The organism is Chryseobacterium indologenes (assembly GCA_016025055.1).
GTDB classification, from domain to species: Bacteria; Bacteroidota; Bacteroidia; order Flavobacteriales; family Weeksellaceae; genus Chryseobacterium; species Chryseobacterium indologenes.
Map to the genome: position 1 here is coordinate 711049 of CP065590.1, position 25613 is coordinate 736661.

Below are 25613 nucleotides of genomic sequence, written 5' to 3' on the forward strand. Positions count from 1 at the left end.
ATTAATAAGTTTAAAGGGTAAATATATGAATATTGACGGACATGTAAATAACCGGTCATTAATAATTGACAAACGGGTCTTTAAGATCAGTTAGTTTCAGAAAAATGAAAATAAAAAAACCGCCAGCAAACTGACGGTTTCAAATATTTATATCGGTGTATAATTATTTTTTAAGTTCTTCTAAAAATTCGTCGTGAGAAATTTTAGTTTCTTTTTTGCTAGCTTTTTCAAGAATTACATCTTTTAATTTTGCCATAGCAACTTCAGAAGAGATTTGTCTTACCTGCTCCTGATCTTTCAGCATTTCAACAGCATATTTCTGGATTTCCTCATCACCTAAGTGGTGGATTCCGTAGATAGCCAATTGGTTTTTCACTAATTGCTCAGCTTGTGCCAATACATCAGCGTAGTCAAGGTTGATTTCGTTATCAGTCATCAATTTACCTTCAATGATCTGGTATCTTAGCTGGCTTTTCTCTGCTTCAAGAATTTCTTTAGCCTGATCTTCAGACTGAACATTCTGGTTAGAGAATAGTAACCACTTTACAAGGAAAGTTTCCGGAAGTTTTACTTCTTCCTTCTCTGTTACTTGCTCTAATACTTTATTCACAAAGTGAACATCAGCATTTTGCTGGAAATATTCATCCAATTCAGTCTTTACTTTGTCTTTCAACTCGTCTTCAGACTTGATGTTTCCTTCTCCGTATACTTTGTCGAAAAGATCCTGGTTAAGTTCAGCCAAATCTAATGAATAGAAGTCTTTTACTTTTACTTCTACTTCGTTGTGGTGTAGGTGCTCAACTTCTTCTTTGCTGAATCCTAATTCTTTAGCCAGTTCTTCGTCACCTCCAAGAGTTTCTTTCGTCACTTTTACAGATCCATCCATTTTTAACCCTTTTACTAATTTGAAAGCTTCTTTGTTTTCAGCTGTTATAGTAACATTTTTTGGGTGGTGGTGGTGCTCTCCTTCAGCATCTTCTTCTACAACCTGAGAAACTTCTAAAGCGATATAAGAATCTTTGGTGATTTTATCTTGAGGAACCTGCTCAGCGAAACGCTTTTGCATGTTTTCAATGCTCTTGCTGATTTCTTTTTCAGAAGCTTCTACTTTATAGTGAGGAGCTTCATATTTAGCTAAATCTATCGTGAATTCAGGCTCATATCCTACTTCGAAAGCAACTTCCAACTGATCAGCGTTGTAATCTAATTCGTTTACTGGCTGAGGAATTGGCTGACCAACTAATCTTAATTTGTTTTCATTAACATAGTTGTTCAAAGCATCAGAAACCTGTCTGTTGATTTCTTCAAATGCAATACCTGCTTCATATTGTTTTTTAACCATACTCAAAGGCACTTTCCCTTTTCTGAACCCAGGAACTTGCGCATTTTTAGCATAATTAATCAATTGCTTTTCTACTTTTTCTTTGTAGTCAGATTTCTCCAATGTTACAGTAAGTAATGCACTTACATCATCATGGTTTTGTGCGGTAACCTTCATTATTGATTAAAATTTTAGGTTGCAAAAATATGAATTTTTTATGAAAATCACTCATCTAAAGTCAACTTATAACGTCAAATATTGTTAAAAGAGAGATTATGTAATTTTCAACCATCTCTATAGCGGGAAAGATATGTAAACAAAGAGGGTTCAAAATGTCTGACTCTTCTCATCATAAATAAATTATATTACTGAAAACCAAATATTTAAATATCACTAAGCGTATTCCAAAACATCCACATTATTCCTGTAAAACCTCTTTTGAGTTTCTATATTTTTTTATACCCAGCCATAAAAAAGCCACCGGAGTTTTCCGGTGGCACAAACAAGATTAATGATCCTAATTAATTACTTAGGTTGTATTTTGCTTCAGCGTCTGTTTCTCCGCCTACTACGCTTCCCCATGCTGTTCCTGATTTGGCATCATTTACACTTTGCGGAGAATGGATAAGGGTTAATTTTAAGAATGGCGCTGTTCCGTCAACCGCTTTTACCACTGTCCACTTCGTTCTTAGCCCTACTCTTTTCCCGTCATTTCTTAAGTCACCTCCATCTGTTCTTTCTACAGTAATATTAGATTTTGGAAAATCAAAAATCAAAAAGTGCTCATTTTTAGCATCAATGATCTCCTGGGTAGCATCTTCATTTCCGTTTCTGAATTTGGCCTGAACAGTGTAGGATTTCCCGTCTTTAAGAGGGATAGTTGGCGTTCCTCCTGCTCCTATACTGTAATCATACGAAATTGTATTTGTAGTTCCGTCTTCTGTTACCAGAAGAACAATATTGGTAAGCTCTTCCTGCGGAAGATCATCTTCTTCTGCAGAACCGTTTCTCTGACAAGAGGTAACCACGGTAACCGTAATTAATAAAGCTGCTAATAATCTGAAGATATTTTTAGTATTGAATAGTTTGTTCATTGTTAATGAATTTTAAAAATTGTAATTTTTTAACTTGTTGGTTTTGAATCTTTAGAATTTGTATCTAAAGTTTAAAATAAAATTTCTTCCGGGCTCATCTGCAAAGAATCTCAGACGGTTCAGATACTCCCTGTAAGAAGTATTGAAGAGATTGTTCACAATAAGACCTGCAGAAAGGTTTTTGCTGATGTTGATTCCGGTTTGGATATTCCATAATGAATAGCCGCCGGGCGGAGTACTGAAATCGATTTCTTTATCCACCAATTCACCGTTGACGTAAAGTTCCAAGGGTGCATTTCTGACCGGGAATCGGGTTTGCTTTACAAACGTCTGATTTTCCACGGTGAAATAGAAGTTACTCCATTCCTGCTTTTTGAATTGGAGAGCATTGGAAAAATTAGGCGGCATCATTAAAATCAACGGTTCATGGTGCGTGTCGTCCTGCCCATACACATAGCTTCCTTTTCCTACATATGTAAGGTTATCTGTAAGCCTCCAGCTGACATCCAGATCTACCCCATACATTTTGGCATCAATCTGTTGGTATACCCATTCCGGGAATACTCCCCTGATAGTCCCCTTGATACCAACCGGAATTTCATTAATGAAATTTTTGGTGATAAAGAAGTATGGGTTTACAGAAATATTTAACCCTTTAAGCACATTGAATTTTGAATCTATATTCAGATTAAACTGATGTCCCTGTTCGTTTTTCAATCCCATGTATCCGGTTTCGATAATTCCGGCCGAATGATGAAGCCCGTCTGAAAATAATTCCGCTACATTAGGAGATCTTCCTACTTTAGCATAATTAAATTTCAGATCAAAATTGGCATTTGGACGGTATTCCAAACCTGCATTGAAAGAAACATTGTTATAATTAAGCTGTGGCCGTGTCAGCACTCTGTTCTGATCTGTTTTCACATAAAACTGTGGATACTGATCTGCATACAGTTTCACCCAGTCGCTCTTGTCATACCATTTGGTCACATCGTACCGGGTAAAATCATATCTTACCCCAGCTTCAAAATTAAATTCCGGCGAAATTTTATATTTGAAAACCGAATAAGCGCCCGCAGAATATTTATCATAATTCGGGATAAGGCGTCTTGCCTTTGTTGCCGGATCTGAATAGTTGTTTTGAAATACTGCATCAATTCCGGTTTCCAAAGACCATTTTTCCCTTTCCAGTAAATCATTAATATTAAACTGGTGCGTCATCAGCTCCAGATCCAGAGACGGAGTATCCTTAAGATCTCCCCTTCGGATGTCATATTCCTGTCTGTGGTTGTACTGATAACTGTAGGTAGCAGACAGTTTTCCGATATTTTCAAACCTTTTGAAAGCGGAAATTTTGGCAATATGATGCTCAATAACCTGTCTCGGGTTATCAATATCATAACTGAATTTACCTGAATAAATGGGTGGATTGGCATTCATTGCCCGGTCATAATCCTCGGAAGTAGAAACGTGAGAGTCTCTTAAAATCCCGATAGTCTGATTAGTCAGGTAATAATCAAAGGAAATTCCTCTTTCGTAGGTATTATTCTGTACCGTAAAATTGAAAGAAGAAAAATCCATTCCTGTATTTTTTAAGGTTGTAGTCGGGAGCGCTCTGATCACCAAGCTTTTTAATGCTTCCTCCTGACTTTACGGCCCATCCGTTTTTCCATACTTTGGCAACGTCTACATCGAGCCCGAGACCTCTTCCGTTGGAAATTCCCGTAAGCCCTACTGAACCTTTGATGGTATCCTTTTTAGGAAAGATTTCAGGTTCCATAACGATCACTCCTCCAATGGCATCACTACCATATTTCAGAGCAGATGCCCCTTTGATAACATCGATATGCTGAAAGTTATTAATATCAACATTCGGAGCATGTTCTACCCCCCATTCCTGTTCTGCAAGACGTACTCCATTGTTCAAAATGCTGATACGGCTACCATACAGGCCATGAATGACCGGTTTTGAAATATTATTTCCGGTTTTCAGGGCTGTCACTCCCGAAATTTTAGAAAGGAAATTTCCCAGATTATCTGTAGAGTTTTTCTCTATGTCAGATTTACTGAGTGTTTTAACCACAAGTGATCCGTTGTTTTTGTGATTTCCGTGTATGGTTACGGTTTCGATATCATTGCTGTGATGTTCAAGGGTAATTGCCAGATGAACATCCTGATCAACTCCTATATTTTCAGTATAATCATTGCAATCAGGATGTTGGGCAATGAGTGTATACTTCCCTGCAGGAATTTTATCAAAGGAAAACTTTCCTTTTTTATCTGTTTTTGCTGTAAAGTTTCCGATTTTCACAACCGCATTTTCCAGCATGGTTTTATCATGAAAATCATGAACGGTTCCCTGTACGGTATACGTTTTTGTGCACTTGTAAATACTGATCCGCAAAAGATCAGCAGCAGGCAATATATCAATTTCATTGTAAATAGATTGATTGCATACCCTTCAACAGGGTATATTTTTCGTTAAAATTTATTGAATGGGTACAGAGGTTCTGAATTTTTAAGACCAAGAATTAAAGCCAGGAAATTCCAGATCAGTGATTGGTTATTTTAACATTACATGACCAATCGTGCGCTACCTTTTTTCCAAAGGAATTAAACATTGAAAATAAAAAAACTGAACTTAAAAGTATAAAAACTTTAAACCCTTTGAGAATCTATCGATTAAGAAATTGCGGGAGGTCCCCGAAGTTGGAAAGTGAATTTGGTCTGAGACCAGATTTTCTCCTGAATCGTGATGATTTGCTTTACTTCCTGGGTATAATGCTCAAGAGTTAAGCTGAAATCTTCAGGAGCGAGGGTGTGTCCGGTTACCAAAAAGTGGCAGGCCAGACAGTCGCCAGCTTTCTCTTTAGTAGCAGCTTTCGTCATTGTATTTTCTGTTTTTTTAAGATTGAAGGCCTTAAAATAGTCTACAGAATCGTGATGGTGAAAGCTTTGAGAAAGCAGCGCGAGGAAGTACACTCCAAACAACAGCTTGGAGATAAAACTCTTTAGGTTTCTGCTTTCTTTAAAAATCATGGTTCAAAATTATGAAAATAATTTAATTGTTTCCTTAAACTTTCATTAAATTACTTTATGATTATTGATAATATGTAGGAATGAAGAAGATTCCGTTACAAAAAATGCTTCATAATTTTTAGTTTATGAAGCATTTATATTGTCATTTAATCAAGTTGAGTTCCCAGATATTCCCATTCCTGGAGGGCGTTATCCAGCTCTTCTTTGGCTTTGTTATATTTTTCCAAAGTTTCGTCCGAAGGGTTTTCCCTGGTGAAAGAAGCTTCCATTGCCTCTATATTGGTTTCCAGTTCGGAAATTTTCTCTTCAACTTTTTTAATTTTATTCTGAATATTTTTTTGCTCTTTGCTCACAATAACGGATGCCTGACCAGCACTGACAGCAGGTTTTTCTTCTGCTTTCTTAGGTTCAGGTTTTACGTCTTCATTGTGAAGCTTGGCTTTCTCTGCCGAGATTTCCCTGATCGTCTCCTTTTGTCTGTATTCCAGATACTCATTGATGTCTCCGAGGAATTCTTTCATTTTTCCGTCACGGAATTCGTAGATTTTATCACAAAGTCCCTGAAGGAATTCTCTGTCGTGAGAAATCACAATCAGCGTCCCTTCAAAATTCTGTAAAGCCAGCTTGATAATTTCTTTAGACTGAATATCAAGGTGGTTGGTAGGTTCGTCCATGATCAGGGTATTGAAAGGACGAAGCAATAGTTTACAAAGCGCAAGACGGTTTCTCTCTCCTCCGGAAAGTACTTTTGTTTTTTTAGAAACAGCATCTCCCTGGAATAAGAAAGATCCTAACAAATCTCTTACTCTAGGTCTGGTTTCTTCTGTAGCAGCATCTTCTGCTTCTTCAAGAACTGTTTTATTAGGGGTCAGTACTTCCTCCTGGTTCTGGGCAAAGTACCCGATGTTTACGTTATGTCCAAGATTCCAGCTTCCTGAATAATCTTTAATATCTCCGGCCAGAATTTTAGCCAGCGTTGTTTTTCCTTGTCCGTTCTGACCTAGAAGGGCAATTCTGTCTCCTCTCTGAACAATGAAATCCACATCATCAAAGATTTGTTTTGAACCGTAGGCTTTACCTAAATTCTCCGCTTCAAAAATTACTTTTCCGGGAACCATAGACTGTACGAAACGGATATTGAATTTGGAAACATCTTCATTATCGACTTCAATACGTTCTATTTTGTCCAGTTTCTTGATCAGTGACTGAGCAAAAGATGCTTTTGTAGCGCTGGCACGGAACTTATTAATATTATCTTCCATTTGTTTGATCTCCGCATCCTGATTCTTTTTAGCCTGAATCAGTTTTTCACGGCGATCTTCTCTCATGACAAGATATTTTGTATAATTGGCTTTATAATCATCAACTTTTTTATTGTTGATATCAAACGTCCTGTTACAAACGGCTGTCATAAACTGCTTATCGTGGCTTACGAGAACGATCGCACCCGGGTAATCTTTCAGGAAATTTTCCAGCCAGATGATAGACTCCATATCAAGGTGGTTGGTAGGCTCATCGAGAAGCATGATATCATTCTTTTGAAGAAGTAATTTTGCCAGCTCAATTCTCATTCTCCATCCTCCGGAAAATTCATCAGTAATTTTCTGAAAATCATCCGCTTTAAAACCTAAACCAAATAAGACCTTTTCCATATCGCCTTCAAGATTGTAGGCATCATGATTCATCAAAAGGTCATTCAGTTCGGTCATTTTATTAATTAAATCCGTATAGGAATCACTTTCGTAATCTGTCCTGGTGGCCATTTGGTGATTGACTTCTTCAAGCTCATTTTTCCAGGCATTGATTTGCTCAAAAGCCTGCATGGTTTCATTCCAGACGGTTCTTCCTTTCACAAAATCAAGATCCTGTTTCAGGAAACCAATGGTAACGCTTCCCTCTGTTATCACTTCTCCTTCGTAGAAATTAATTTCCCCGGAAAGCATTTTCAATAAAGTGGATTTTCCAGCTCCATTTTTACCTACAAGACCTACTTTATCATCCTTTTTAATGGTGAAATTGACATTTTGAAACAAATAATTTCCAGAATGATGTAATCCTAAACTTTGAACAGAAAGCATTTTAATTAATAATTAGTAATGAATAATGAATTTTCGGCTGCAAAAATACGGAAAAAGAAATGAATAGGCCAGAAATAAAAAAAGCTGCCCGAAAATAGGCAGCCGTTTGTTTATTGCTAATGAATTTTTGTTAAGCGTTTATCCCTGGATAAGCGGAGGCGTTTTTTGGCCTGCTTCTACCATTGCAATCATTTCTACAAGGCTTTCTGCAGCCTCTTTGTACTTTACCTGTCTGATCCCGTGATGAGGTCCTATATCGTTTTGCAGTTCATTCAAAGTAGTTGCCTGAGCCATTGTAATCGGTTTGCTACCATTTTTAATACTGATCTCATAGTTACAGGTATCTAAAAGTTTGTTTGCTTTTTTAAGCCATGCTGAAACTAACATAATATTTTGTTTTTGGGATTAATAAATAATTGTACACCAGATGTTTTGAGCTCAAAAATTCTACACTCATCATTATGCCCACTTTATGGTATATAATTCTGCAATATTTTTGGGCCTCGTTTCAAGGCCATCGGCTTCAACATCTGTTCTTGAGCTGCTTTTTGTGTCGATAATACTCATCGGAGTGGGTCCGTTTCCGGGAGGAATCATCGCTGTTGTGGAAAATTTCAATCCATGATCATGCTTTTTAAAAATATCATTCTCAAAGGTACTGACATGGTCTCCTGTAATCGTTCCCGTTCCCGGAGCTTTTCTTTCTGTAGCATTCATATCTACTCCGGCCTGGTTATTCCAGGCACGGCTAAAGTATCCACGCATATCCAGCAACATTGAAAATCCGTTCGGTCCCTTTCCAAACCTATAGTTAAGAATTGAATTCAGCCTTGTATAGTTGGCATCCAATTCTATAGGTGCCATACATAGAGAAAACTCTCCTTCAGGCGCAAACTCGGTAGCAATGTATTGTCTTCGCTCACCGATGACTCCCTGAATGATACACGGGAGGTTCCTGAGTGCCACCCAACCTAAATTGGTGCAGCATTGGGAAATTCTTATTTCTGCATTGGGAACTTTTGAAGAAATGCCAAGAATAAGCTTTGTAGCTGACGGATTTATGGTATGCCGCAGGTTCAATTCATAGTCTCCGGTTTGAGATACGGTCACCGAGCTGGAATCCATTCCGTCAGATAACTGCATTGTTACTTCCCCACTCACTTTTAAGCTTAAAACAATCTGAGCGGAAGCTGTCTTTCCCGGAAGCATCTGTTTCCATCTGGGAAATTCGTGCAAGGCCTGCTTAAAGGTCATTTCATCTGAAGTCTGACTTTTAAGAATAACCAACTGACCGGAATTTGAATCAAACGAAATCTTTCCGTTTGCTCCGTTATCATTGTATAACCAACCATCGGGAATGCCATAAATAAGCGCGCCGTTTTTTGATGTCTGATTACTGAAGTAACGGAAATCATCATTATACACCAGATTATTTTGTCCTAATGCATACAGATAATCTTCGGTAGTAATATTTGTATTTTCCATGACCTTTTATTTTTTTGTGGGAAGTTTTCCTATTCTGAATACATTGCTCAGTGAATCAAAATAAACATCCATATCCTCCTGAAAAATGACAGAAAGGTATTTGCTTATGGTGAAACCCCTATTCTGCATATTAGAGGGAACAAAAAGAGATGAGGCAATGGCCATATTGGAAAAAATACCACTAGCGGTAAAAAGCCAGAGCTCGTCACTGTAATCAAAATAATTAATAGTGTTGACAGATGCTGTGTCTACGTTGCAAACTCCAAAGACACCGTTTATTTTCTGAGCAATACCAGGATACAAAACAGAAGTAGATGCATTTTCTATTCCTAACAAATCGGGAGGACAAATTCCGGGGGTACCATAAAAACCAATATTGGAGACGGTATATCTCTGCCCGTACTGAGCATCCGTGGAAACATTTTCTTTGTATGTTTCCATACTCTGGGGCTGATTTCTACTCGCCAGCGCTTTCCAGCAGTCTGAAAATGTACACGGATTATTATTAATAAATGGAGCAAATGCCAGACATATATATCTGAGATCTGCAGCTCCGGGATAAGCCCTTATGATACCTACCATCTGATTGGTAGTATTCAGATAATTGACTCCGTTTTTATCAAAATATATGTTTAATGTAGTATCCATAATAAAATCCCGAAGGAAAAATATCCTTCGGGAATGTGTATTTTTAGAAAATGTTTAATAACTGTGTCAATGACTCTCCTGATGATACCGGGTTTACTGGTGCTGTTCCAGGTACACTTTCGATACCATAGGTTCCTGCAATCATTTGCAACTCATATGCTACATTCTGAGCACTGAATATAAAATTACATCCCGGAGCTGTAGCATTACCTGTTACAGATCCTGACGTCATATTGGTTTGAGCAGCAAATAAAACCACTTTCTCGTTTGGCTCCATGCTTACTGAACCTAGTGGTGTACATGTAAATGCGCAGAATGGCAGATATTGACCGTTTACTTTTGCAGCTAATCCTATTGTAATATTCGGGGTACCTGCTCCTCTTTCATTTTTCACGGTAATTACTCCTGCCGGAGCTGATCCGTTGGTGGAGAAAGAACCGTCCTGATGAAAAACGACAGCTGTTCCTAAAGGCACTTCATCAGATAATGCCTGCATTTGTATAGTAGTATTGGTCCCAATAGTTGACTTATTGAAAACATAAACCTTATATTTCGGTTCGTAATCAATTTCTACCGCTCCAAACATATCACTGTAGTTAATGGCAAACCAAGCCGGTACTCCTGTAGAAACCTGATTAGGTCCGGAAGCACCTTTGTACCCCATTAGCTTGTAATTGTTTTGTTGTAAGTACTGAAGAATCGCTTTTTGCTCACTTGATGTAAAATCAAAATTAATTGAAAATATTGTAGTAGCTGCTGTTTTGATAAGTGTCTTTTCCATGTTTTTAGTCTTTGGTATTCTTACTCTTTTTATGATTAGGCTTTTCAGAATCCGCCCTGTTCATATTTTATTTTGAAGCTTCAAATGAACAATTCAAAGTAACGGGAATAAAAAAACAAAAACTACAGTATAAAATACCAAATTCACCATTCAGTACTTATACTCAATGATTTAGAGCACTCAAAAATAAAGGGAGCATCGTTTGAGATGCTCCCTAACCTAAATTTAAAACTGAAAAAAGTGCCCGCACTAATTATTGATTGGGTTTATGCTTACCACTGAAGGGCTCTTTACAATCGACCTGATCCAGATGTCATTATTTGGTACACTGGTTCCGTATAAAAAGTCTGCGACAAAACTGTCTTCGGGAAGATGAAGCTCTACCGAAAGTCTCCTGTCACACGTCTGATCTACAGAAGTACTGCTGGAAACGTTCAGTCCGTTATTGATAAGTTCAATATTAATTTCGTATTGTGATCTCCTGAGCAGCTGATCAGTGCAGAGTCCAAAATTGGCTGAAATATGGATATAATCTGCCAGCTTTTTGAAATCATACACCGGTTTTTTACCGGCAGAAAGGTCCTGTACATATTCCCGCAGGATCTTATAAAAACGTTTTAGAAATTCATGTTTATTATAATCGGTACCAAAATAGATATCAGAATCTGTATTAAAAACTGTAGCAACTGAATTGGTCTCGTCCATCATCAGTTTTCCATACATTTTTGACAGGTCATTATAGACCTTATCCCGGCATAAGTAAGCCTGGAAGAAAATTTTCCCGTTATCAATTTCATATCCGGAAAGCAGGTCATCCCATATTTTATTTCCGGCAGCATCTGTTTTGGCATTCCTTATATCGGAAATATAATCCTGTAAGTCATTATCATTCACAAAATCTGTAGAAATATAAACAGATTGCGGTCCTTCCAGATAGCCTCCTCCTATATCGGCATGCGCTCCGGGAACAAAAATCTCTTTCCATACTGCTGACAGACTTTCGGATTGCTGGTCCTGCATTGCTTTAGAATTTTCAAAAAATCCGGTCAAAGGGAAAAAGAATCTGCACTCATTGACTGCACAAATATGCAATGCATGCTCCACCTGATCAGGTAAACTAAGATTATAGGTATTAAAAGGTTTTGATTCTACCGTATCGAAGACACCAAGAAATCTGATCTTGCATTGCTGCAAAGGATAATATGATAAAAGCTGATTACAGAAAGTTCTTACCAACATGCCCCCTCTTCCGAATCCATAAATATAAAAGTGATATTCTTTTGTCGTATCGCGGATTATCTTTTGAACGAAGTCGTCTGCTTTCCGGAGTTTATCATCTGAAGAATATCCGGTTCCGTAGGGTGGATTGGCACATGTTGCCATCGCAAAATTATTATCTTCATTACCCGTTAAAGTTCCGATTCCTTCGATGTATACTTTTTCGTCTCCGTTAAATAAGCTGTATAATTTATAGATATTGGTGAAGGTGCCATAGTAGCTTTCATTATTGTTCCGCGGTTTATCCGGTGAAAGAATATTTACCCCATTATTTCCTGTACCATCAAAGAAAATCCCGATGGAAATCACTCTGCTGCCATTCATGCTTTTATTTAATTTTTATTACAAATCCTGTCTGTGTTTTTATTTTTTTATAATCTCTGAGAGAGACATTTCAAAATAACAGAAGAAAGGAAAGCTAAACTAGAGTGGAAAGTACCAAATAAAAAATTCCGTATTTCTACGGAATCTGGTTATATTTTTTCAAGTGAGTAAATATTGTTGACAATGGCATATATGACAATTCCCACAGTATTCTTGGCTCCGATCTTCTCCAGTATTCTTTGCCTGTGACTCTCAACTGTTCTGGGGCTTATAAAAAGTTTTTCGCCTATTTCATTGTTGGTAAACTCCTGACAGATAAGCTTTACAACATCCTTTTCGCGTTCAGACAGCTCATCCTCTGTTTCAAAGAGAGAATTTTTCTTGGCTGTGCTGTTCATATAGGTAAATAACATCTGGTGGTCTTCTGCAGTAAAGAAGACGCCATTTTTATCAACCATGGTAATGGCATCAATGAATGTTTTCTTATTTGAGTTTTTAGGGAGGAATGCAGATACTCCCAACTTGACCATATATCCGAGAATAGAAGTCTTGTAATGGGAAGAGAGAATAATAATTTTAAGGTCGGGATACTTTTCTTTGAGAATTTCTACCAGCTCAAAACCATTCATCGGTTTCATCTGAACATCCACCAGTGCAATATCAGGAAAGTCTTCTTCTGAAAGCAATTCCAGTTGGTCAATAAAATCGGGGCCGTTATCAGAGGTGAGGCGAACCGATATATTTTTTTCATTCGACAGCAGCATTTTTACCCCTTCCAGGATCAGCTGTTCATCATCAATCAGGGCTAATTTGATTTGGGAACTCATTGTGTGTTGGTATTTTAATGATTAAACGACTTCCTTTATGTAAAAAAGTTTTTTTCCATTTGTGGGTAGCATTCATTGATTTTATACGGGATTCAATATTCTTGATACCCATGCCTTTTTTCACCCTTTCATATTCAAACCCCTGCCCATTATCTGAAATGACGACTGCCATATATTGGGAATAATCTTTTAGATAAATCCAGAGATCAGTTGCGGTAGAATGCCTGATGACATTGGTGGTAAACTCCTGAATAATCCTGTACAGCTGAACTTCCACAAAAAGATCTTTTTTTTCATACCCTGGCATTACCCGAAGAGAAATATTAATTTTATGGGAAAGGTTTGTGATAAGCTCTTCTACATATAAGACTAACCCCACAGATTCAAGGTTTACGGGATATAATGAATGGGAAATCCCTCTTGCAGCATCGATAAGGGCAGACATCTGATCATGGATATTTTTCTTAATCAATTCATCTCCCTGTGTATCAAGATTATTGAGCCATAAGGAAAGAATATTGAGTCTGTTTCCAAGGTCATCATGAATCATTACCGCAATTTTTTTCTTTCTTCCTCCTGAGCCTTGATGCTTTCCAGTGCCAGCTTTTTCTGATGAAGAACTTCAGCCTCATGCTGTACATTTTTCTCTTTAATGATCCTGCTGATGAAAGCTCTGTAGGCAAGCAAAATAAAGGATACGATAACTGCTATGGTAACAATTATAAGGATTAACAGGTTTATATTTAAAGTTACTTCTTTAATTTGATGAAAATATATAGTAATGAGCAGTACAGAATACTCGAGAGAATATTATTGGCACTGAGAATTGTATAAAAATCACCTTCGGACAGGTTTGCAATCTGATGCTGAACGATAAAGACAAACACTGAAACCGAGTAATAGAAAAAGATACTTGCATCTACCCATAGAAAACGGTTCTGTACAGAAGTATCTTTAATTTCTTTTATCAGGGTAAAGCCTGACAGGCATATGATTATAATATTAGAAACTACTTTTGCAATATCGGCATTTGCAGGGTAATTGAAACCATATTTTGAGATCATTAAACCTGTAGCCAGAATTCCGGTACATGCGAGAAAATATCCGTGCCAGTCGAGCTTCCGTATAAATAGACCGGTCAATAAAAAAACTCGCCTGCAATATATAAAGGATAGAGAAATGAAGTATCGTTAAATTTGAAAATATAAGGCAGAATAAGATTTAAAAGTTCAATAAAAAAAAGAAAAGCAATACAATAAAAATACTGCCTTTCTTTATTATTCAGTATATTATATTTGGCTACTCCCCACAAAATAACAGATAGAAGCAGCGCATAATTCAGGAATAAAATTGCCTTATAAATTTCAGCCATCCTTTTTATATTAAAAGCCGTCCATAGGTATTCTGCACACCGGCGGACACGGTTTTGCCCAATCGTATGTATTGGCCTCTGTAAGGGCACTACTACCGGTATTTTCAAGATTTTCAAGGAAGGAAATAAAAATAAGGGTCACCAGCATTCTTCCGTATATATCATTATATTTCAACCCAAAAGAACATACAATTCTTTTTAGCCCAACGTTTTCAAGACATAAATCTGCAGTAGGAACATAAAATTTTGTAAATATTCTGGCACCTTTATAATCTGTACATTCCTGATAAAACCATTCCATCCCTTCATTTCTCCATTTTTCAATAGCTTCCAGTGCCTTATCCTGTTCAAGAACCGGTTTGTTTGAAATCGGAAAAGACATGTCAGCATTCTTATCAATATCTTGAAGATCTTTAGAGAGAAGGGCATTTTTGACAACAGTATACTGCTGTATTTCCTGGAGTCTGAGATCGTACTGAAGAGGAGAAAGTAAAGTGCACGGATATTCATCCATATCTTTCCTGTATCCTTTCTCATCCATAGGATACAAAATAAGGATCACCTGTGCATCATACACACCCATTGCAGCACAAAACTCTTCATATTTACTATTCTTCCTCATCCAGTCGAGATGACCGGCGTTAATTTCAAAAATGTAGTTGGTAGGAAGTAATTGTTTAAGTTCAGGAAAATGAGCAAGATGTAAACTCCACTGATCCATTGCTGCCTGGCACTCTTCTTTTCGCAGCATGAAATCTTCACTGTTTAATGTTATCATAGTCATGATTTTTTAGTTCTATAAAAATATAGAAACTACACATCTTATGCAAGAAAGAATTTTAATTAATAATTTCTCACAGTAATATGATAACAACTCTGCTGCTTTTCTTTGATGTAATAAATTCTACCAGCATCTACATAATGCTTTAAAACTTTCTCCATCGCTATTTCCATTCTGGGATTGTATTTGTGAACATCATTGAATCTGACATAGGAGATATCAAAAGAATTCCCGTAATTGTGAGAACTTATTCCTAATGATGCATTAGAATTGACTCTTCTCAGCCTGCACTGATCTTCCAGCGTTCTGGTCATTGAAGAAACGGTAAATGTTCCGCCTTTTGTATCCTTACTGAATTTGGAAGCTATTTTTTCCAGTGTGGTTTTCGCTTTAGATACCATGTACGCCCTGCTGTAATCAAGCTTTTGAATGCGGTACCCTTTGCCGCTTTTTTTTATTTTATGAAATTTCCCGTTGTTGATATATTTCTGTACAGTTTTGGAATCTTTGAGTAACTGTACTCCAAAACTCTTTGAAGCATCGAGATGCGGTTTGTAAAGCGCTGTCGGCTCTACCTTCAGAACAGAAGTCAGATCATAGCAGGGAAAAGCTTTTCTGGCTGCCTGTGCATGATGTAAGGTATAAACAAAAGGTACGAAGACCACACAAAGAAACTTTCTCATTAACCACCCTTTTAAATTACTAATGAAAGATAAAACGTTTATGTTATCTCTTTCAACTTTGATAATAATACACTTTACCCAAATCCCAAACAAACATTAAACCAAATTATCAATTTAACATTTTTTGTTCTCTTGTTTTTGAAATATTTTTTCAGTTTTAACTTTTTAATCTAAGATATAAATTCTACATTTGAGATACATTTTAAAAATAAACAATATGATAAAAAAACTTTTTGCTGAATTTTTCGGCACATTTTGGCTTGTTTTCGGAGGTTGCGGAAGTGCTGTTTTCGCGGCTGGTGTTCCTGACATCGGGATCGGACTTTTAGGGGTTGCCCTGGCCTTTGGTCTTACTGTTCTCACGATGGCTTACGCGGTAGGTCATATTTCCGGGGGCCACTTCAATCCCGCTGTTTCTTTCGGGCTTTTGGCAGGAGGAAGATTTCCTGCAAAAGATCTTATCCCTTACGTTGTAGCACAGTGTCTGGGTGCGCTTGTTGCTGCAGGATGTTTATATACCATCCTCAACGGAGCCGGAGTTGTTGATTTTTCAAAACCGGGAGCTTTTGCCACCAACTTTTACGGGGAAGCTGTATATAACGGAAAAGCATTCAGTATGGGAGCTGCGTTCCTTGCAGAGTTTTTATTGACTGCCTTTTTCCTTATTGTGATTATGGGAGCTACTGATAAATGGGCCAACGGTAAGTTTGCCGGGATCGCCATCGGTCTTGCACTCACTTTGATTCACTTAATCTCTATTCCGATCACGAATACTTCTGTAAACCCTGCAAGATCCCTTTCGCAGGCCGTTTTCACAGGTGGGCTTGCCATGTCACAACTTTGGTTGTTCTGGGCTGCTCCTATTCTGGGAGGAATTGTAGGTGGTTTAATCTACAAATTCTTACTTCAGAGAGATACTGCAGAAATCACAGATTAATTTACGAACAATAATTAACGATAAAATCCTGTCATGCGACAGGATTTTTTTATTTTGACTTTTTAATAATATCAAACGGATTTTTAAAAATAAGCTCTTCGTGTTTCCCTTTGATCTCCATCTTACGCTGCAGCAGATTCAGAGCCATCTTCCGGATGAAAAGATCCTTGTCGTTCAGATTCCAGTATGAGTCCTGATGAAGGTTTTTAGGTGGCCGGATCAGGAAGAATTCAGTATCCCAGGTATCTTCATTATGATAAAACTCTATAATGCCGCAATGTTCAGGAATAATGCCGGCATCTACCATACCCATCGGAAGTAAAAAGCTGAATGCATTACAAACATAATCTCCACAGGAGATTTTATCGTGTTTCAGAAATTTTTCTCCTGTATCTTTATTGAGATATGACTTTTTGAAATCATTTTTAAAATCACTTTTCGAAAGCTTGATTTCGATTTCATGACTCATTCCTTCTCCGTCAATGATCAGTATATCTGCTTCCCAGTCAGCCTGAAAATAGTTCGTCAGCACGAGTTCTTTTTCAAAATCGCAGTGGGTATGAATGTATGCATGAACAAGTTCTTCTATTTTAATCATTTTGACAGAAGGGAATTATATTTTTATATCTTTGATTTCAGCGATCAGCTTACCAGAAGACTGCAGCCACGGATATCAGAATGATCTATCCGTCCCAGCACCTGAAATTGATCACCCATTATTTTACCCAGATCCTGGGTAGCAATAAACGAGCACGAATGCATGTTGGCAAGGTCTATAATATTAATTGCCCCGGTTCTGCCTTCTTTTTCGTACGAGAAAGGATCTTCAGCATTTCTCACCATGATCCTCATCCAATTGGGGCATTTATATTCATTATTCCCTAAAGAATAGGCTTGTGACAGCAATTCTGTCATCGAATATTCGGAATAGATTTTATCTGTTTTAAGACCGTCCTGCAAGATTTTTAAAAGCTCATCTTTGGTCATTTCCTCCTTCCGGCCTTTCATCCCTCCTGTTTCTATGACGATCATATTTTCAAGAACATGCAGAGATTCCTCATTCAATCCCGAATGACAGTAATCTAAGAAATCCAGCAGGGCAAAGGAAACCCCAAAAAGAATAACTTTTTGATTTCCCAGCTGATTTAATAACTGAAGCAGCTCGGAATGGTTATAAAGAAAATATCCGTTTTCAGGTTTTCCTGATTTTTTCATCAGATAATCTACCATATAGATCAATGATGAGTTCTGTTTTTCCAGGTAACTTGGCAGCAGTCCTAAGAAAATAAAATCCTCAGGTTTCCCGATAAACTGTTCAAAGCTTTTATAAATACTCTCTTCATACAAAGCGGGATCGGCAATATGATGTTTCGAAAGATTCATCTGCGTGGTTCCGGAACTTTGGAAAAAGAGATCAGCTCTGACATTTTTATCAAGAATATGATGATTTTTAAACATTTCTATGGGAAGAAAAGGTATTTCGGCCAAGGTATTCACCTCATCGGGGTTAACTTTTAAAAAGTCAACGAACTTCCTATATATTTCAACATTTTCATACTGATAGCGAAATGTTTTTAAGGATGCATCCAGGAAGTCCTGTTCAGTTTGTATGTTGAATATATTTTTCACTTCCATATTTTTTAATCTTCATTATTACTTCATTATAAAGCAATTAACAGAAAAGACATTTTTATTTAATAATTTTTTAATAGAACGAATATACTTTGGTAAAATTCTTGCAAGTACTTAATTGGAATATGGATTAAAAACAAGAATAGATTTCGGTCTATTCGAAAATTACCTCTTTTAGGGGTAATTTTTTTTGTTCTATTTTTCAAAGACTTTCAGTTCAAAATCTTTTTCAAAAACCCCGTAGGTAAAATAGGAAATCCAGTCTCCAAGGTTAATATATTTTGAATCCGGTTCCAGATTGAGGACCATGGGAAGATGTCTGTGTCCGTAGATGAAATAATCAATCTTTTCAGTCTTCAGTTTTTCTTTGGAATAAATGATCAGAAACTCCCTGTCTTCACCTAGAAATGCTTTATCTTCTTCGCCGGAAATCATTTTATTCTTTTGAGAAAGGTACAACGCGATTTTCATGGCAATATCGGGATGCAGCCATTTAAAAAACCATTGAGCTACAGGATTGGTGAATAATTTTTTCATTCTTTTATACCCTTTATCTCCGGGTCCCAGACCATCTCCATGGGCGAGCAAAAACTGCTTGCCACCCATTTCAAAATATTGTTTCTGGTAAAAAACCGTACAACCGATTTCTTCTTCCAGGTAATCTTTCATCCATAGATCGTGATTGCCCACAAAGAAATAAATGTGAATTCCCCTGTCTTTCAATTCGGCGATTTTCCCGAGAACACGTACATATCCTTTGGGTACAACATGTTTCCACTCATGCCAGAAATCAAAAAGGTCACCCATTAAAAACAGAACCTGTGCATCTTCTTTGATCTCATCCAGCCAGCGAATAAACCTCTCTTCACGCACACGACTCTCTTTGGGTGTGGGAGCACCAAAATGCTGATCTGAGGCGAAGTATACCTTTTTCCCGGGTTCTAAATTAATTATTGTCTTTAACACCGTTTGAGTTTTGTTGAATACTTTTATTGATTATCTTCTGCAAACCATTCTCCATAAGAGTTTTCTGTCTCATGAAGTTTAAGATAAGCTAAAGAAATACCTTCAGGAAGTTTTGATTTTATTTTTGAAGCAATGGCATACAACATGTTTTCACAAGTCGGCTGAAAACTGCAATAGATTACTTTATGACCTCTCTGTTCAAGATCATCTCCCAATTCTTTGTGAGGAGATAAGGCATTAACAAGCACTGCATGATCCCATACATCAACAATTTCAGATTTCACGATACTTTTGATATCTCCAAAATCGACCACCATCCCGTTTTTAGGGTTTTCTATATCATTAATCGGTTTTCCTTTCACCGTTACAAACAGTTTATAGGAATGTCCGTGCATATTTTTACACTTCCCATCGTAATTGTAGAGTACGTGAGCCGTTTCGAATGTAAAAATTTTTGTAATACGTATCATACTGCAAAGATATGATAAAACAGTTGAACACAGAAAAAGACTGTATCTATTAAAGGTATTAAAGTATTCTTTTAGTCGATTTTCAACGTTAAATTATTATCCCTTGTTCCATCTGTATTGGAAGAATAGTAAGGAACCGAAAGCCATCCGTTTGTATTCATCACAAACTTAAAACCATATGTTTTCCCTTTTTCAAAATAAGATTTGGGTAGGGCAAGTTCAAAGGTATTGTTCTTTTTCAGAATCATCCGAAATGCTTTATCACCGGTATTCCAATTATTAAATGAACCTGCAACGGTAAGATTTCTGATATATTCAGTGCTCTGTTTTTCTGGAAACTGGTAGGAAAAAACGACTTTATCTTTTTCTATACGATAGCCATAAGTTTCTTTTTTATGATCAGGATAAACAAGAGGTTCAGACTTTGTGTATTCTTCTGCCACCATATAAGGATTCAGCAAACGTTTATCCATAATTCCTGCTATCTGATTCACCATTGGAAAATAAACCGGAAATTCTTTGTATCCGTTATACATTAAGATAATAGCCATATCGTTTTCGGGAAAAATCCTGTATGCACTTACATTTCCACCGGAAAAATGATATGATTTGATGTTATTAAATTCTGAAATATCCCAGCCATGGGTGAAAGCCACTTTTTTATTTTTATATTCGAACGGTTTCCACATCAACTCCCGTGTGCCAGGTTTTAGAAAATCATTTTTGGCAAGATGAATGCTCCATTGTAAAAAAGCAGGCAATGTAATCGCCAGTCCATTGGCTGAATGCGCCCTTCTCCCTTCTACAAATGTGGATTTATCGTATTGACGGGTTTCTTTATTATAAATATATTTCACGATTCTGTTGGGAATTTCCTCCACAGAATCTGATGAAAACACCAACTGATTCCGCAAGTCAGGAAATTGATTTTTCACGATATAATCTTCAAATTTTTCTCCTGTTACCTTTTCAATGATCATGGTAATCAACAGATAGTTTGTCTGGTTGTATCTGTAATCACTGCCGGTTTCAAATTCCATATTTTCTTTTGACAACCGATCAATAACCTCAGCATCGGTGGCATCTTTCGAAATATCGCTGAAGTGAATCCAGTCCGGAAGACCCGAAGAATGGGAAACAAGATTTTTAACCTGAATATTTTGCCATTTTGCCGGTAAATGGTCTATATATTTTGAAATGTTGTCGTCCAACGATACTTTTCCCTGTTCAATCAGCTGAAACAGACCAACATTTGACATGAGCTTTGTCGTAGAATATATCCTGAACATCGAATGCGAATCGACCTTTTTATTGGTTTCCAAGGTTTCAGTTCCATAATATTTCTGGAAAATTACCTTATTATTTTTTACAATCCCAACAGCCATTCCCGGGATCTCATTGACCTGAATAACATTCTTTACATAGGTATCAATTGCTTTTGATTGCTCAGGAGTCTGGGTATATCCCAACAGTGAAAAGTGTATAACTAGGGGTATGAAAATTTTGTTTTTCATTGGTTATGATGTTAGTGATTCTTATAAAAGACAGTTCAAAGCCTCACTATATTACAGTTCATACAAAGTGAGTTGTTTTTCTTCACTTTAATTTCTCCAGCCAGTCGTTTTCCAGTCTTTTAATCTTCTTTGCCTGAGGATCAAATAAAATCCAAAGTGTAGCGGAGTCTACGACAAGCTGATCATGGCAATAAAATTCCACTTTTCTCGGTTGCTTTGCACCTTCAGGGGTTTGAGGGTAAGTTTTGACGGTGATGATATCGTCCAGATAGACTTGTTTTTTGTATTGAATATGATGATCAAGAAGCATCCATACATCGTTTGCATAGTCGGTTTTATGTTTTAGGAGATCCCAATGTTCTGCTGCTACTTCCTCTACCCAGTGTACATATTGCACGTTGTTCACATGATTGTTCCGGTCAATATGTTCTTCTGCTACTCTGATCTGTTTCTCGTATATTAAATCCATCTCTGCGAAAAGTTTACTCAAATGTATCACTTAATCCTAAAAAAATCCCGCTTTTATCCATTAAAAGCATCCATTTTATACAAAAAAAGGAACCAGATATATTCTGATTCCTTTTAAACATTTATAGTATATTATACTTATTTCTTAGCTTTTGTAGCCGGAGCAGAAGCGGTTGCTCCTAATTTTGTTTTTACGGATGCTGTGATATCTTCAGTTCCGTCTGTGTAGATAAGGTTATTATTGTCAGGTTGCGAAACATCAAATACGAAATTTAACCCTTTTTCTTTAGCAACGGCAGAAATAGCTCCTTTTACTTTTTGTTGTAACGGAACAAAAAGTTCATTTTGTTTTGTAGAAATTTCTTTGCTGGCCTGTGCTCTGGCTTCTTCTATTTTTTTACCTAATGCCTGCAGGTCTGTCTGGGCAGCCATCAATTCTTTAGTTACCGCCTCTCTGTTGGCTTCGCTCAGGGTTTTCTCTTTATCTTGTGCAGCTTTTAGCTTTGTCTGATACTCCCCTATTAATTTTTCGATTTCTGTCTGTTTTGTTTTTGTCAGATTATCAACGGTTGAAGTAATTGTTTTTACCTCAGATAAACTTGCAAAAATCTCATCTGTGTTTACACTTCCGATCTTTTGTTGAGCGTTGGCAGCATTAGCAGTTAATGTTAAACCTAACGCGATAAAAAGTCCTTTAATTAAATTCATTCTGTATATTTTTTTTCGAAAATTTTCGTCCCCAAATATAATATAAATTTTTATTCATCATCATCCTGGTTTTCTGCCTTACATAAACACAGTAAACAGCTATTGAGCAAACCATAAAAACCTTCCCAGAAACGAGAAGGTTACATCAAAAAATAAGGAAAAATGACTAATGAAACTGGGCAGTTTCCGTAGAGTCTTTCATTGCTACGGTAGCCGATGAGCCATTGGTAACAATATTCTGTATTTCATCAAAATATCCTGTTCCTACAAAAGACTGATGCTTCACTGCTCTGAAACCTTTTTGTTGCAAAGCAAATTCCCGCTCCTGTAATTCAGAATATCCTGCCATTCCTCTTTCTTTATAAGCAAGAGCTAACTCAAACATTGCTGTATTTAAAGCATGGAATCCTGCCAAGGTAATAAACTGGAATTTATATCCCATTTTGGCCAGTTCCTCACGGAAAGTAGACATTTCTTCAACACTCAGTCTGGCAGCCCAGTTGAATGAGGGTGAGCAATTGTATGCTAACATTTTTCCCGGAAACTTGGCGTGAATTCCTTCTGCAAATTTTCTTGCCTGTTCTAAATCCGGATTTGAAGTTTCCATCCAGATAAGGTCGGCATAAGGTGCGTAAGACAGTCCTCTGTCTATTCCTTGCTCTACTCCGTTTTTTACGACATAGAATCCTTCGGAAGTTCTTTCTCCTGTCACGAATTTTTTATCTCTGTCGTCAATATCCGATGTCAGCAAATCTGCAGCGTCAGCATCTGTTCTTGCAATAATCAAACTTGGAACTCCTAAAACATCAGCTGCCAAACGCGCTGCCACCAATTTATTGATGGCTTCCTGTGTAGGAACGAGTACTTTTCCGCCAAGGTGTCCGCATTTTTTTGCAGAAGAAAGCTGATCTTCAAAATGCACTCCCGCTGCTCCTGCTTCAATCATTTGTTTCATGAGTTCAAAAGCATTTAAGTTTCCGCCAAAACCTGCCTCAGCATCAGCAATTATCGGGACAAGATATTCTTTATCTCCGGTTCCGTTTACCGATTGTATCTGATCTGCCCTTAACAGAGCATTATTGATTTTTTTTACTACTGAAGGAACAGAGTTTGCAGGGTATAAAGACTGGTCCGGATACATCTCTCCTGAAAGGTTCGCATCAGCCGCTACCTGCCATCCTGAGAGATAAATAGCTTCCAGCCCGGCATCCACTTCCTGTACCGCCTGGTTGCCTGTGAGTGCCCCGAGCCCTGCCACATACTCCCGGCTGTTCAATTTATCCCAGAATTTTTCTGACATTTCTTTTGCAATGGTATACTCAATTTTGTACGAACCACGAAGTTTTAAAACTTCTTCTGCAGTATAAGGTCTTTTTATTCCGCTCCAACGAGGGTTCGTCAGCCAATCTTGCTCTATAGCCTGGATTTGTTCTTGTCTTGTTTTCATAATATTTGGATTTTGTTATTTTTTGTAATGATATAGGGGTAAAGTTTTGATCATGAAGCACCGACATTCCTCATCGGTTTACAATTCTCCATTCTCCATTTTCAATTTTCAATTTTCAATTAAATAAAAGGATATGCTTTGAGCGTTAAAAATTCTTCAAATTTTTCCGAGAACACCAATTCATTGAAAAGTTCTTTAGCCAGGTTGAATTTTCCTTTTTTAAAACGTTCCTCTCCAACATATTTTTCAATATTTTCCATTTCTTCGGCTTCCCATTGCAGGATCATATGGCGGGTCAGGGTCCTGTCATCACTTAAAACCGCTTCATTTTTCAGCCATTGCCAGATCTGTGTTCTTGATATTTCGGCGGTAGCTGCATCTTCCATAAGGTTATAAATCGCTGCTGCACCGGTTCCCATCAGCCAGCTTTCAAGGTAAAGGATACCTACGTTAATATTTTTTCGGACTCCTTTTTCGGTAATATCGCCTTTAGGTATTTCCAGAAGATCGGTTTCTCTGATATGGTATTCAATTTTTTTGTCTATCTGGTTTTTTGAGGGCATATGCAGGTCAAAGACCTCTTTTGCTACTGCAACTAATGCAGGATGGGCAACCCAGGTACCGTCATGACCGTTTTTCACTTCCCGTTCTTTATCATTTCTGACCTTTTCAAAAGCAATTCTATTGGCTTCATCATCGTCTTTTACAGGAATCTGAGCGGCCATACCTCCGATAGCGTGAACATTTCTTTTGTGGCAACCTTCAATTACTCTTTTTGAATAAGCGCTCATGAAAGGTGAAGTCATTGTCACCTGATCTCTGTCCGGAACGATAAAATCCGGCAGGTTTCTGAATTTTTTAATAAATGAGAAAATATAATCCCATCGTCCACAATTGAGTCCGGCGCTGTGCTCTTTTAATTCATATAAAATCTCATCAATCTGAAATGAAGCGGTAATGGTCTCTATTAAAACGGTTGCTTTGATTGTTCCTTCCGGAATACCCATATAATTTTGTGCAAAAACAAAAACATCATTCCACCAACGGGCTTCTTTATAATGTTCCAGCTTGGGAAGATAGAAATAGGGGCCACTTCCGTTAGCCAGCAAGTTTTTTGCATTTCTGAAAAAATACATTCCAAAATCAATTAATGATCCTGAGGTGAGTTCACCATTGATTTCAATATGCTTTTCAGGAAGATGTAATCCTCTTGGACGGACTAATAAAACGGCAGTTTTTTCATGAAGTCTGTAGACTTTACCCTTTTCGTTCACAAAATCAATAGACCTGTTGATGGCATCGGAAAGATTGATCTGTCCCTGCATGCAATTCTCCCATGTCGGCGAGCTGCTGTCTTCCAGATCAGCCATGAAGGTGCAAGCTCCCGAATTCAGGGCATTAATAATCATTTTTCTGTCTACGGGCCCGGTAATTTCAACTCTTCTGTCTAATAAATCTTGCGGTAATGGTGCACACACCCAGTTTCCGTTTCTAATGTCTTCCGTTTCTTTTAAAAACTCGGGAAAAATACCTTTGTCGAATTCCTGCTGTGTTTTTTTTCTTTCCTCTAAAAGTTCTAATCTTTTCGGATTGAATTTCTGGTGAAGCTCAATCAAAAAATCATTTAGATCCTGAGTAAATATCTCATCAAACTGTGTCTGTGACTTAATAACTAACTGGGTTTTAGTTTCCATAACTTGTTGATTTTGTGATTCTGTTTTACAAACATAAACAAAAATTTTCACAAACAGCGAACGTTC

Annotated in this window: 22 protein-coding genes and 3 pseudogenes; 1 reads left to right on the forward strand and 24 read right to left on the reverse strand. The window is 37.3% G+C overall.

Features of this window, described 5'->3' with window-relative positions; all coding sequences use genetic code 11:
* Positions 1-163: 163 nt before the first annotated feature.
* The 15 genes and pseudogenes from H3Z85_03285 to H3Z85_03355 form a co-directional block, all read right to left on the reverse strand.
* Entirely contained in the window at positions 164-1498 is a 1335-nt protein-coding gene (locus tag H3Z85_03285; protein QPQ52513.1) for a trigger factor, read from the reverse strand.
* 344 nt (positions 1499-1842) lie between these two features.
* A complete protein-coding gene (locus tag H3Z85_03290) occupies positions 1843-2415 on the reverse strand; it encodes a hypothetical protein (GenBank protein ID QPQ52514.1) in 573 nt (190 codons plus the stop codon).
* Between the two features lie 51 nt (positions 2416-2466).
* Positions 2467-4851, reverse strand: a pseudogene (locus H3Z85_03295) (TonB-dependent receptor).
* Positions 4852-5097: 246 nt separating this feature from the next.
* The gene (locus H3Z85_03300; GenBank protein QPQ52515.1) at positions 5098-5454 is read right to left on the reverse strand and encodes a hypothetical protein; all 357 of its coding nucleotides are present in this window, start codon (positions 5452-5454) and stop codon (positions 5098-5100) included.
* A 146-nt stretch (positions 5455-5600) separates the two neighbouring features.
* Positions 5601-7532: an ABC-F family ATP-binding cassette domain-containing protein gene (locus tag H3Z85_03305; protein ID QPQ52516.1), complete on the reverse strand. Its 1932-nt coding sequence runs from the start codon at positions 7530-7532 to the stop codon at positions 5601-5603.
* 138 nt (positions 7533-7670) lie between these two features.
* Positions 7671-7919, reverse strand: a complete 249-nt coding sequence (locus tag H3Z85_03310; GenBank protein QPQ52517.1) for a hypothetical protein — start codon at positions 7917-7919, stop codon at positions 7671-7673.
* Positions 7920-7991: 72 nt separating this feature from the next.
* Positions 7992-9017 (reverse strand): hypothetical protein, encoded by a 1026-nt coding sequence (locus tag H3Z85_03315; protein QPQ52518.1) that lies wholly within the window; start codon positions 9015-9017, stop codon positions 7992-7994.
* A 6-nt stretch (positions 9018-9023) separates the two neighbouring features.
* A complete protein-coding gene (locus H3Z85_03320) occupies positions 9024-9665 on the reverse strand; it encodes a hypothetical protein (GenBank protein ID QPQ52519.1) in 642 nt (213 codons plus the stop codon).
* Positions 9666-9708: 43 nt separating this feature from the next.
* Positions 9709-10446 (reverse strand): hypothetical protein, encoded by a 738-nt coding sequence (locus tag H3Z85_03325; protein ID QPQ52520.1) that lies wholly within the window; start codon positions 10444-10446, stop codon positions 9709-9711.
* A gap of 249 nt (positions 10447-10695) precedes the next feature.
* Positions 10696-12048 carry a DUF2235 domain-containing protein gene (locus H3Z85_03330; GenBank protein QPQ52521.1) on the reverse strand — a complete coding sequence of 451 codons (1353 nt, stop codon included), beginning with the start codon at positions 12046-12048 and terminating at the stop codon, positions 10696-10698.
* 149 nt (positions 12049-12197) lie between these two features.
* Positions 12198-12875: a response regulator transcription factor gene (locus H3Z85_03335; protein ID QPQ52522.1), complete on the reverse strand. Its 678-nt coding sequence runs from the start codon at positions 12873-12875 to the stop codon at positions 12198-12200.
* Positions 12844-13529: pseudogene (locus tag H3Z85_03340) on the reverse strand (histidine kinase). The gene H3Z85_03335 and the pseudogene H3Z85_03340 overlap by 32 nt, the downstream one beginning before the upstream one ends.
* A gap of 95 nt (positions 13530-13624) precedes the next feature.
* A pseudogene (locus H3Z85_03345) lies at positions 13625-14247 on the reverse strand (hypothetical protein).
* A gap of 10 nt (positions 14248-14257) precedes the next feature.
* On the reverse strand, positions 14258-15031 hold the full coding sequence (locus H3Z85_03350; protein QPQ52523.1) for a hypothetical protein: 774 nt from the start codon (positions 15029-15031) through the stop codon (positions 14258-14260).
* 59 nt (positions 15032-15090) lie between these two features.
* Complete coding sequence (locus H3Z85_03355; protein QPQ52524.1) at positions 15091-15711, reverse strand: hypothetical protein; 621 nt, start codon at positions 15709-15711, stop codon at positions 15091-15093.
* Positions 15712-15931: 220 nt separating this feature from the next.
* On the opposite strand from H3Z85_03355, the gene aqpZ reads away from it, so the two are divergent.
* Entirely contained in the window at positions 15932-16648 is a 717-nt protein-coding gene (gene aqpZ, locus H3Z85_03360) for an aquaporin Z (GenBank protein QPQ53832.1), read from the forward strand.
* A 49-nt stretch (positions 16649-16697) separates the two neighbouring features.
* Here aqpZ and H3Z85_03365 read toward each other — a convergent pair whose 3' ends face one another.
* From H3Z85_03365 to aceB, 9 genes are all read right to left on the reverse strand, one after another.
* Complete coding sequence (locus tag H3Z85_03365) at positions 16698-17246, reverse strand: hypothetical protein (protein ID QPQ52525.1); 549 nt, start codon at positions 17244-17246, stop codon at positions 16698-16700.
* Between the two features lie 44 nt (positions 17247-17290).
* Positions 17291-18283 (reverse strand): acyl transferase, encoded by a 993-nt coding sequence (locus H3Z85_03370; protein QPQ52526.1) that lies wholly within the window; start codon positions 18281-18283, stop codon positions 17291-17293.
* A gap of 192 nt (positions 18284-18475) precedes the next feature.
* Positions 18476-19246 carry a UDP-2,3-diacylglucosamine diphosphatase gene (locus H3Z85_03375; GenBank protein ID QPQ52527.1) on the reverse strand — a complete coding sequence of 257 codons (771 nt, stop codon included), beginning with the start codon at positions 19244-19246 and terminating at the stop codon, positions 18476-18478.
* A 23-nt stretch (positions 19247-19269) separates the two neighbouring features.
* On the reverse strand, positions 19270-19716 hold the full coding sequence (locus tag H3Z85_03380) for a 6-carboxytetrahydropterin synthase (protein QPQ52528.1): 447 nt from the start codon (positions 19714-19716) through the stop codon (positions 19270-19272).
* 71 nt (positions 19717-19787) lie between these two features.
* Positions 19788-21230, reverse strand: coding sequence for a serine hydrolase (locus tag H3Z85_03385; protein ID QPQ52529.1), 1443 nt, complete (start codon positions 21228-21230; stop codon positions 19788-19790).
* 82 nt (positions 21231-21312) lie between these two features.
* Positions 21313-21699 (reverse strand): acyl-CoA thioesterase, encoded by a 387-nt coding sequence (locus H3Z85_03390; GenBank protein ID QPQ52530.1) that lies wholly within the window; start codon positions 21697-21699, stop codon positions 21313-21315.
* A 137-nt stretch (positions 21700-21836) separates the two neighbouring features.
* Positions 21837-22406 carry an OmpH family outer membrane protein gene (locus H3Z85_03395; GenBank protein QPQ52531.1) on the reverse strand — a complete coding sequence of 190 codons (570 nt, stop codon included), beginning with the start codon at positions 22404-22406 and terminating at the stop codon, positions 21837-21839.
* 166 nt (positions 22407-22572) lie between these two features.
* Entirely contained in the window at positions 22573-23853 is a 1281-nt protein-coding gene (gene aceA / locus H3Z85_03400; protein ID QPQ52532.1) for an isocitrate lyase, read from the reverse strand.
* Between the two features lie 119 nt (positions 23854-23972).
* Positions 23973-25547: a malate synthase A gene (aceB, locus tag H3Z85_03405; GenBank protein ID QPQ52533.1), complete on the reverse strand. Its 1575-nt coding sequence runs from the start codon at positions 25545-25547 to the stop codon at positions 23973-23975.
* Positions 25548-25613: the final 66 nt, after the last annotated feature.

What these genes read in the sequence shown, in the direction of transcription:
- aceA (QPQ52532.1), bottom strand. Translation starts at nt 23,853, where the DNA reads ATGAAAACAAGACAAGAACAAATCCAGGCTATAGAGCAAGATTGGCTG.
- H3Z85_03350 (QPQ52523.1), bottom strand. Translation starts at nt 15,031, where the DNA reads ATGACTATGATAACATTAAACAGTGAAGATTTCATGCTGCGAAAAGAA.
- H3Z85_03390 (QPQ52530.1), bottom strand. Translation starts at nt 21,699, where the DNA reads ATGGATTTAATATACGAGAAACAGATCAGAGTAGCAGAAGAACATATT.
- H3Z85_03325 (QPQ52520.1), bottom strand. Translation starts at nt 10,446, where the DNA reads ATGGAAAAGACACTTATCAAAACAGCAGCTACTACAATATTTTCAATT.
- H3Z85_03310 (QPQ52517.1), bottom strand. Translation starts at nt 7,919, where the DNA reads ATGTTAGTTTCAGCATGGCTTAAAAAAGCAAACAAACTTTTAGATACC.
- H3Z85_03330 (QPQ52521.1), bottom strand. Translation starts at nt 12,048, where the DNA reads ATGAATGGCAGCAGAGTGATTTCCATCGGGATTTTCTTTGATGGTACA.
- H3Z85_03305 (QPQ52516.1), bottom strand. Translation starts at nt 7,532, where the DNA reads ATGCTTTCTGTTCAAAGTTTAGGATTACATCATTCTGGAAATTATTTG.
- H3Z85_03315 (QPQ52518.1), bottom strand. Translation starts at nt 9,017, where the DNA reads ATGGAAAATACAAATATTACTACCGAAGATTATCTGTATGCATTAGGA.
- H3Z85_03320 (QPQ52519.1), bottom strand. Translation starts at nt 9,665, where the DNA reads ATGGATACTACATTAAACATATATTTTGATAAAAACGGAGTCAATTAT.
- aceB (QPQ52533.1), bottom strand. Translation starts at nt 25,547, where the DNA reads ATGGAAACTAAAACCCAGTTAGTTATTAAGTCACAGACACAGTTTGAT.
- H3Z85_03290 (QPQ52514.1), bottom strand. Translation starts at nt 2,415, where the DNA reads ATGAACAAACTATTCAATACTAAAAATATCTTCAGATTATTAGCAGCT.
- H3Z85_03335 (QPQ52522.1), bottom strand. Translation starts at nt 12,875, where the DNA reads ATGAGTTCCCAAATCAAATTAGCCCTGATTGATGATGAACAGCTGATC.
- H3Z85_03385 (QPQ52529.1), bottom strand. Translation starts at nt 21,230, where the DNA reads ATGAAAAACAAAATTTTCATACCCCTAGTTATACACTTTTCACTGTTG.
- H3Z85_03285 (QPQ52513.1), bottom strand. Translation starts at nt 1,498, where the DNA reads ATGAAGGTTACCGCACAAAACCATGATGATGTAAGTGCATTACTTACT.
- H3Z85_03355 (QPQ52524.1), bottom strand. Translation starts at nt 15,711, where the DNA reads ATGAGAAAGTTTCTTTGTGTGGTCTTCGTACCTTTTGTTTATACCTTA.
- H3Z85_03300 (QPQ52515.1), bottom strand. Translation starts at nt 5,454, where the DNA reads ATGATTTTTAAAGAAAGCAGAAACCTAAAGAGTTTTATCTCCAAGCTG.
- H3Z85_03395 (QPQ52531.1), bottom strand. Translation starts at nt 22,406, where the DNA reads ATGAATTTAATTAAAGGACTTTTTATCGCGTTAGGTTTAACATTAACT.
- H3Z85_03365 (QPQ52525.1), bottom strand. Translation starts at nt 17,246, where the DNA reads ATGATTAAAATAGAAGAACTTGTTCATGCATACATTCATACCCACTGC.
- H3Z85_03370 (QPQ52526.1), bottom strand. Translation starts at nt 18,283, where the DNA reads ATGGAAGTGAAAAATATATTCAACATACAAACTGAACAGGACTTCCTG.
- H3Z85_03380 (QPQ52528.1), bottom strand. Translation starts at nt 19,716, where the DNA reads ATGATACGTATTACAAAAATTTTTACATTCGAAACGGCTCACGTACTC.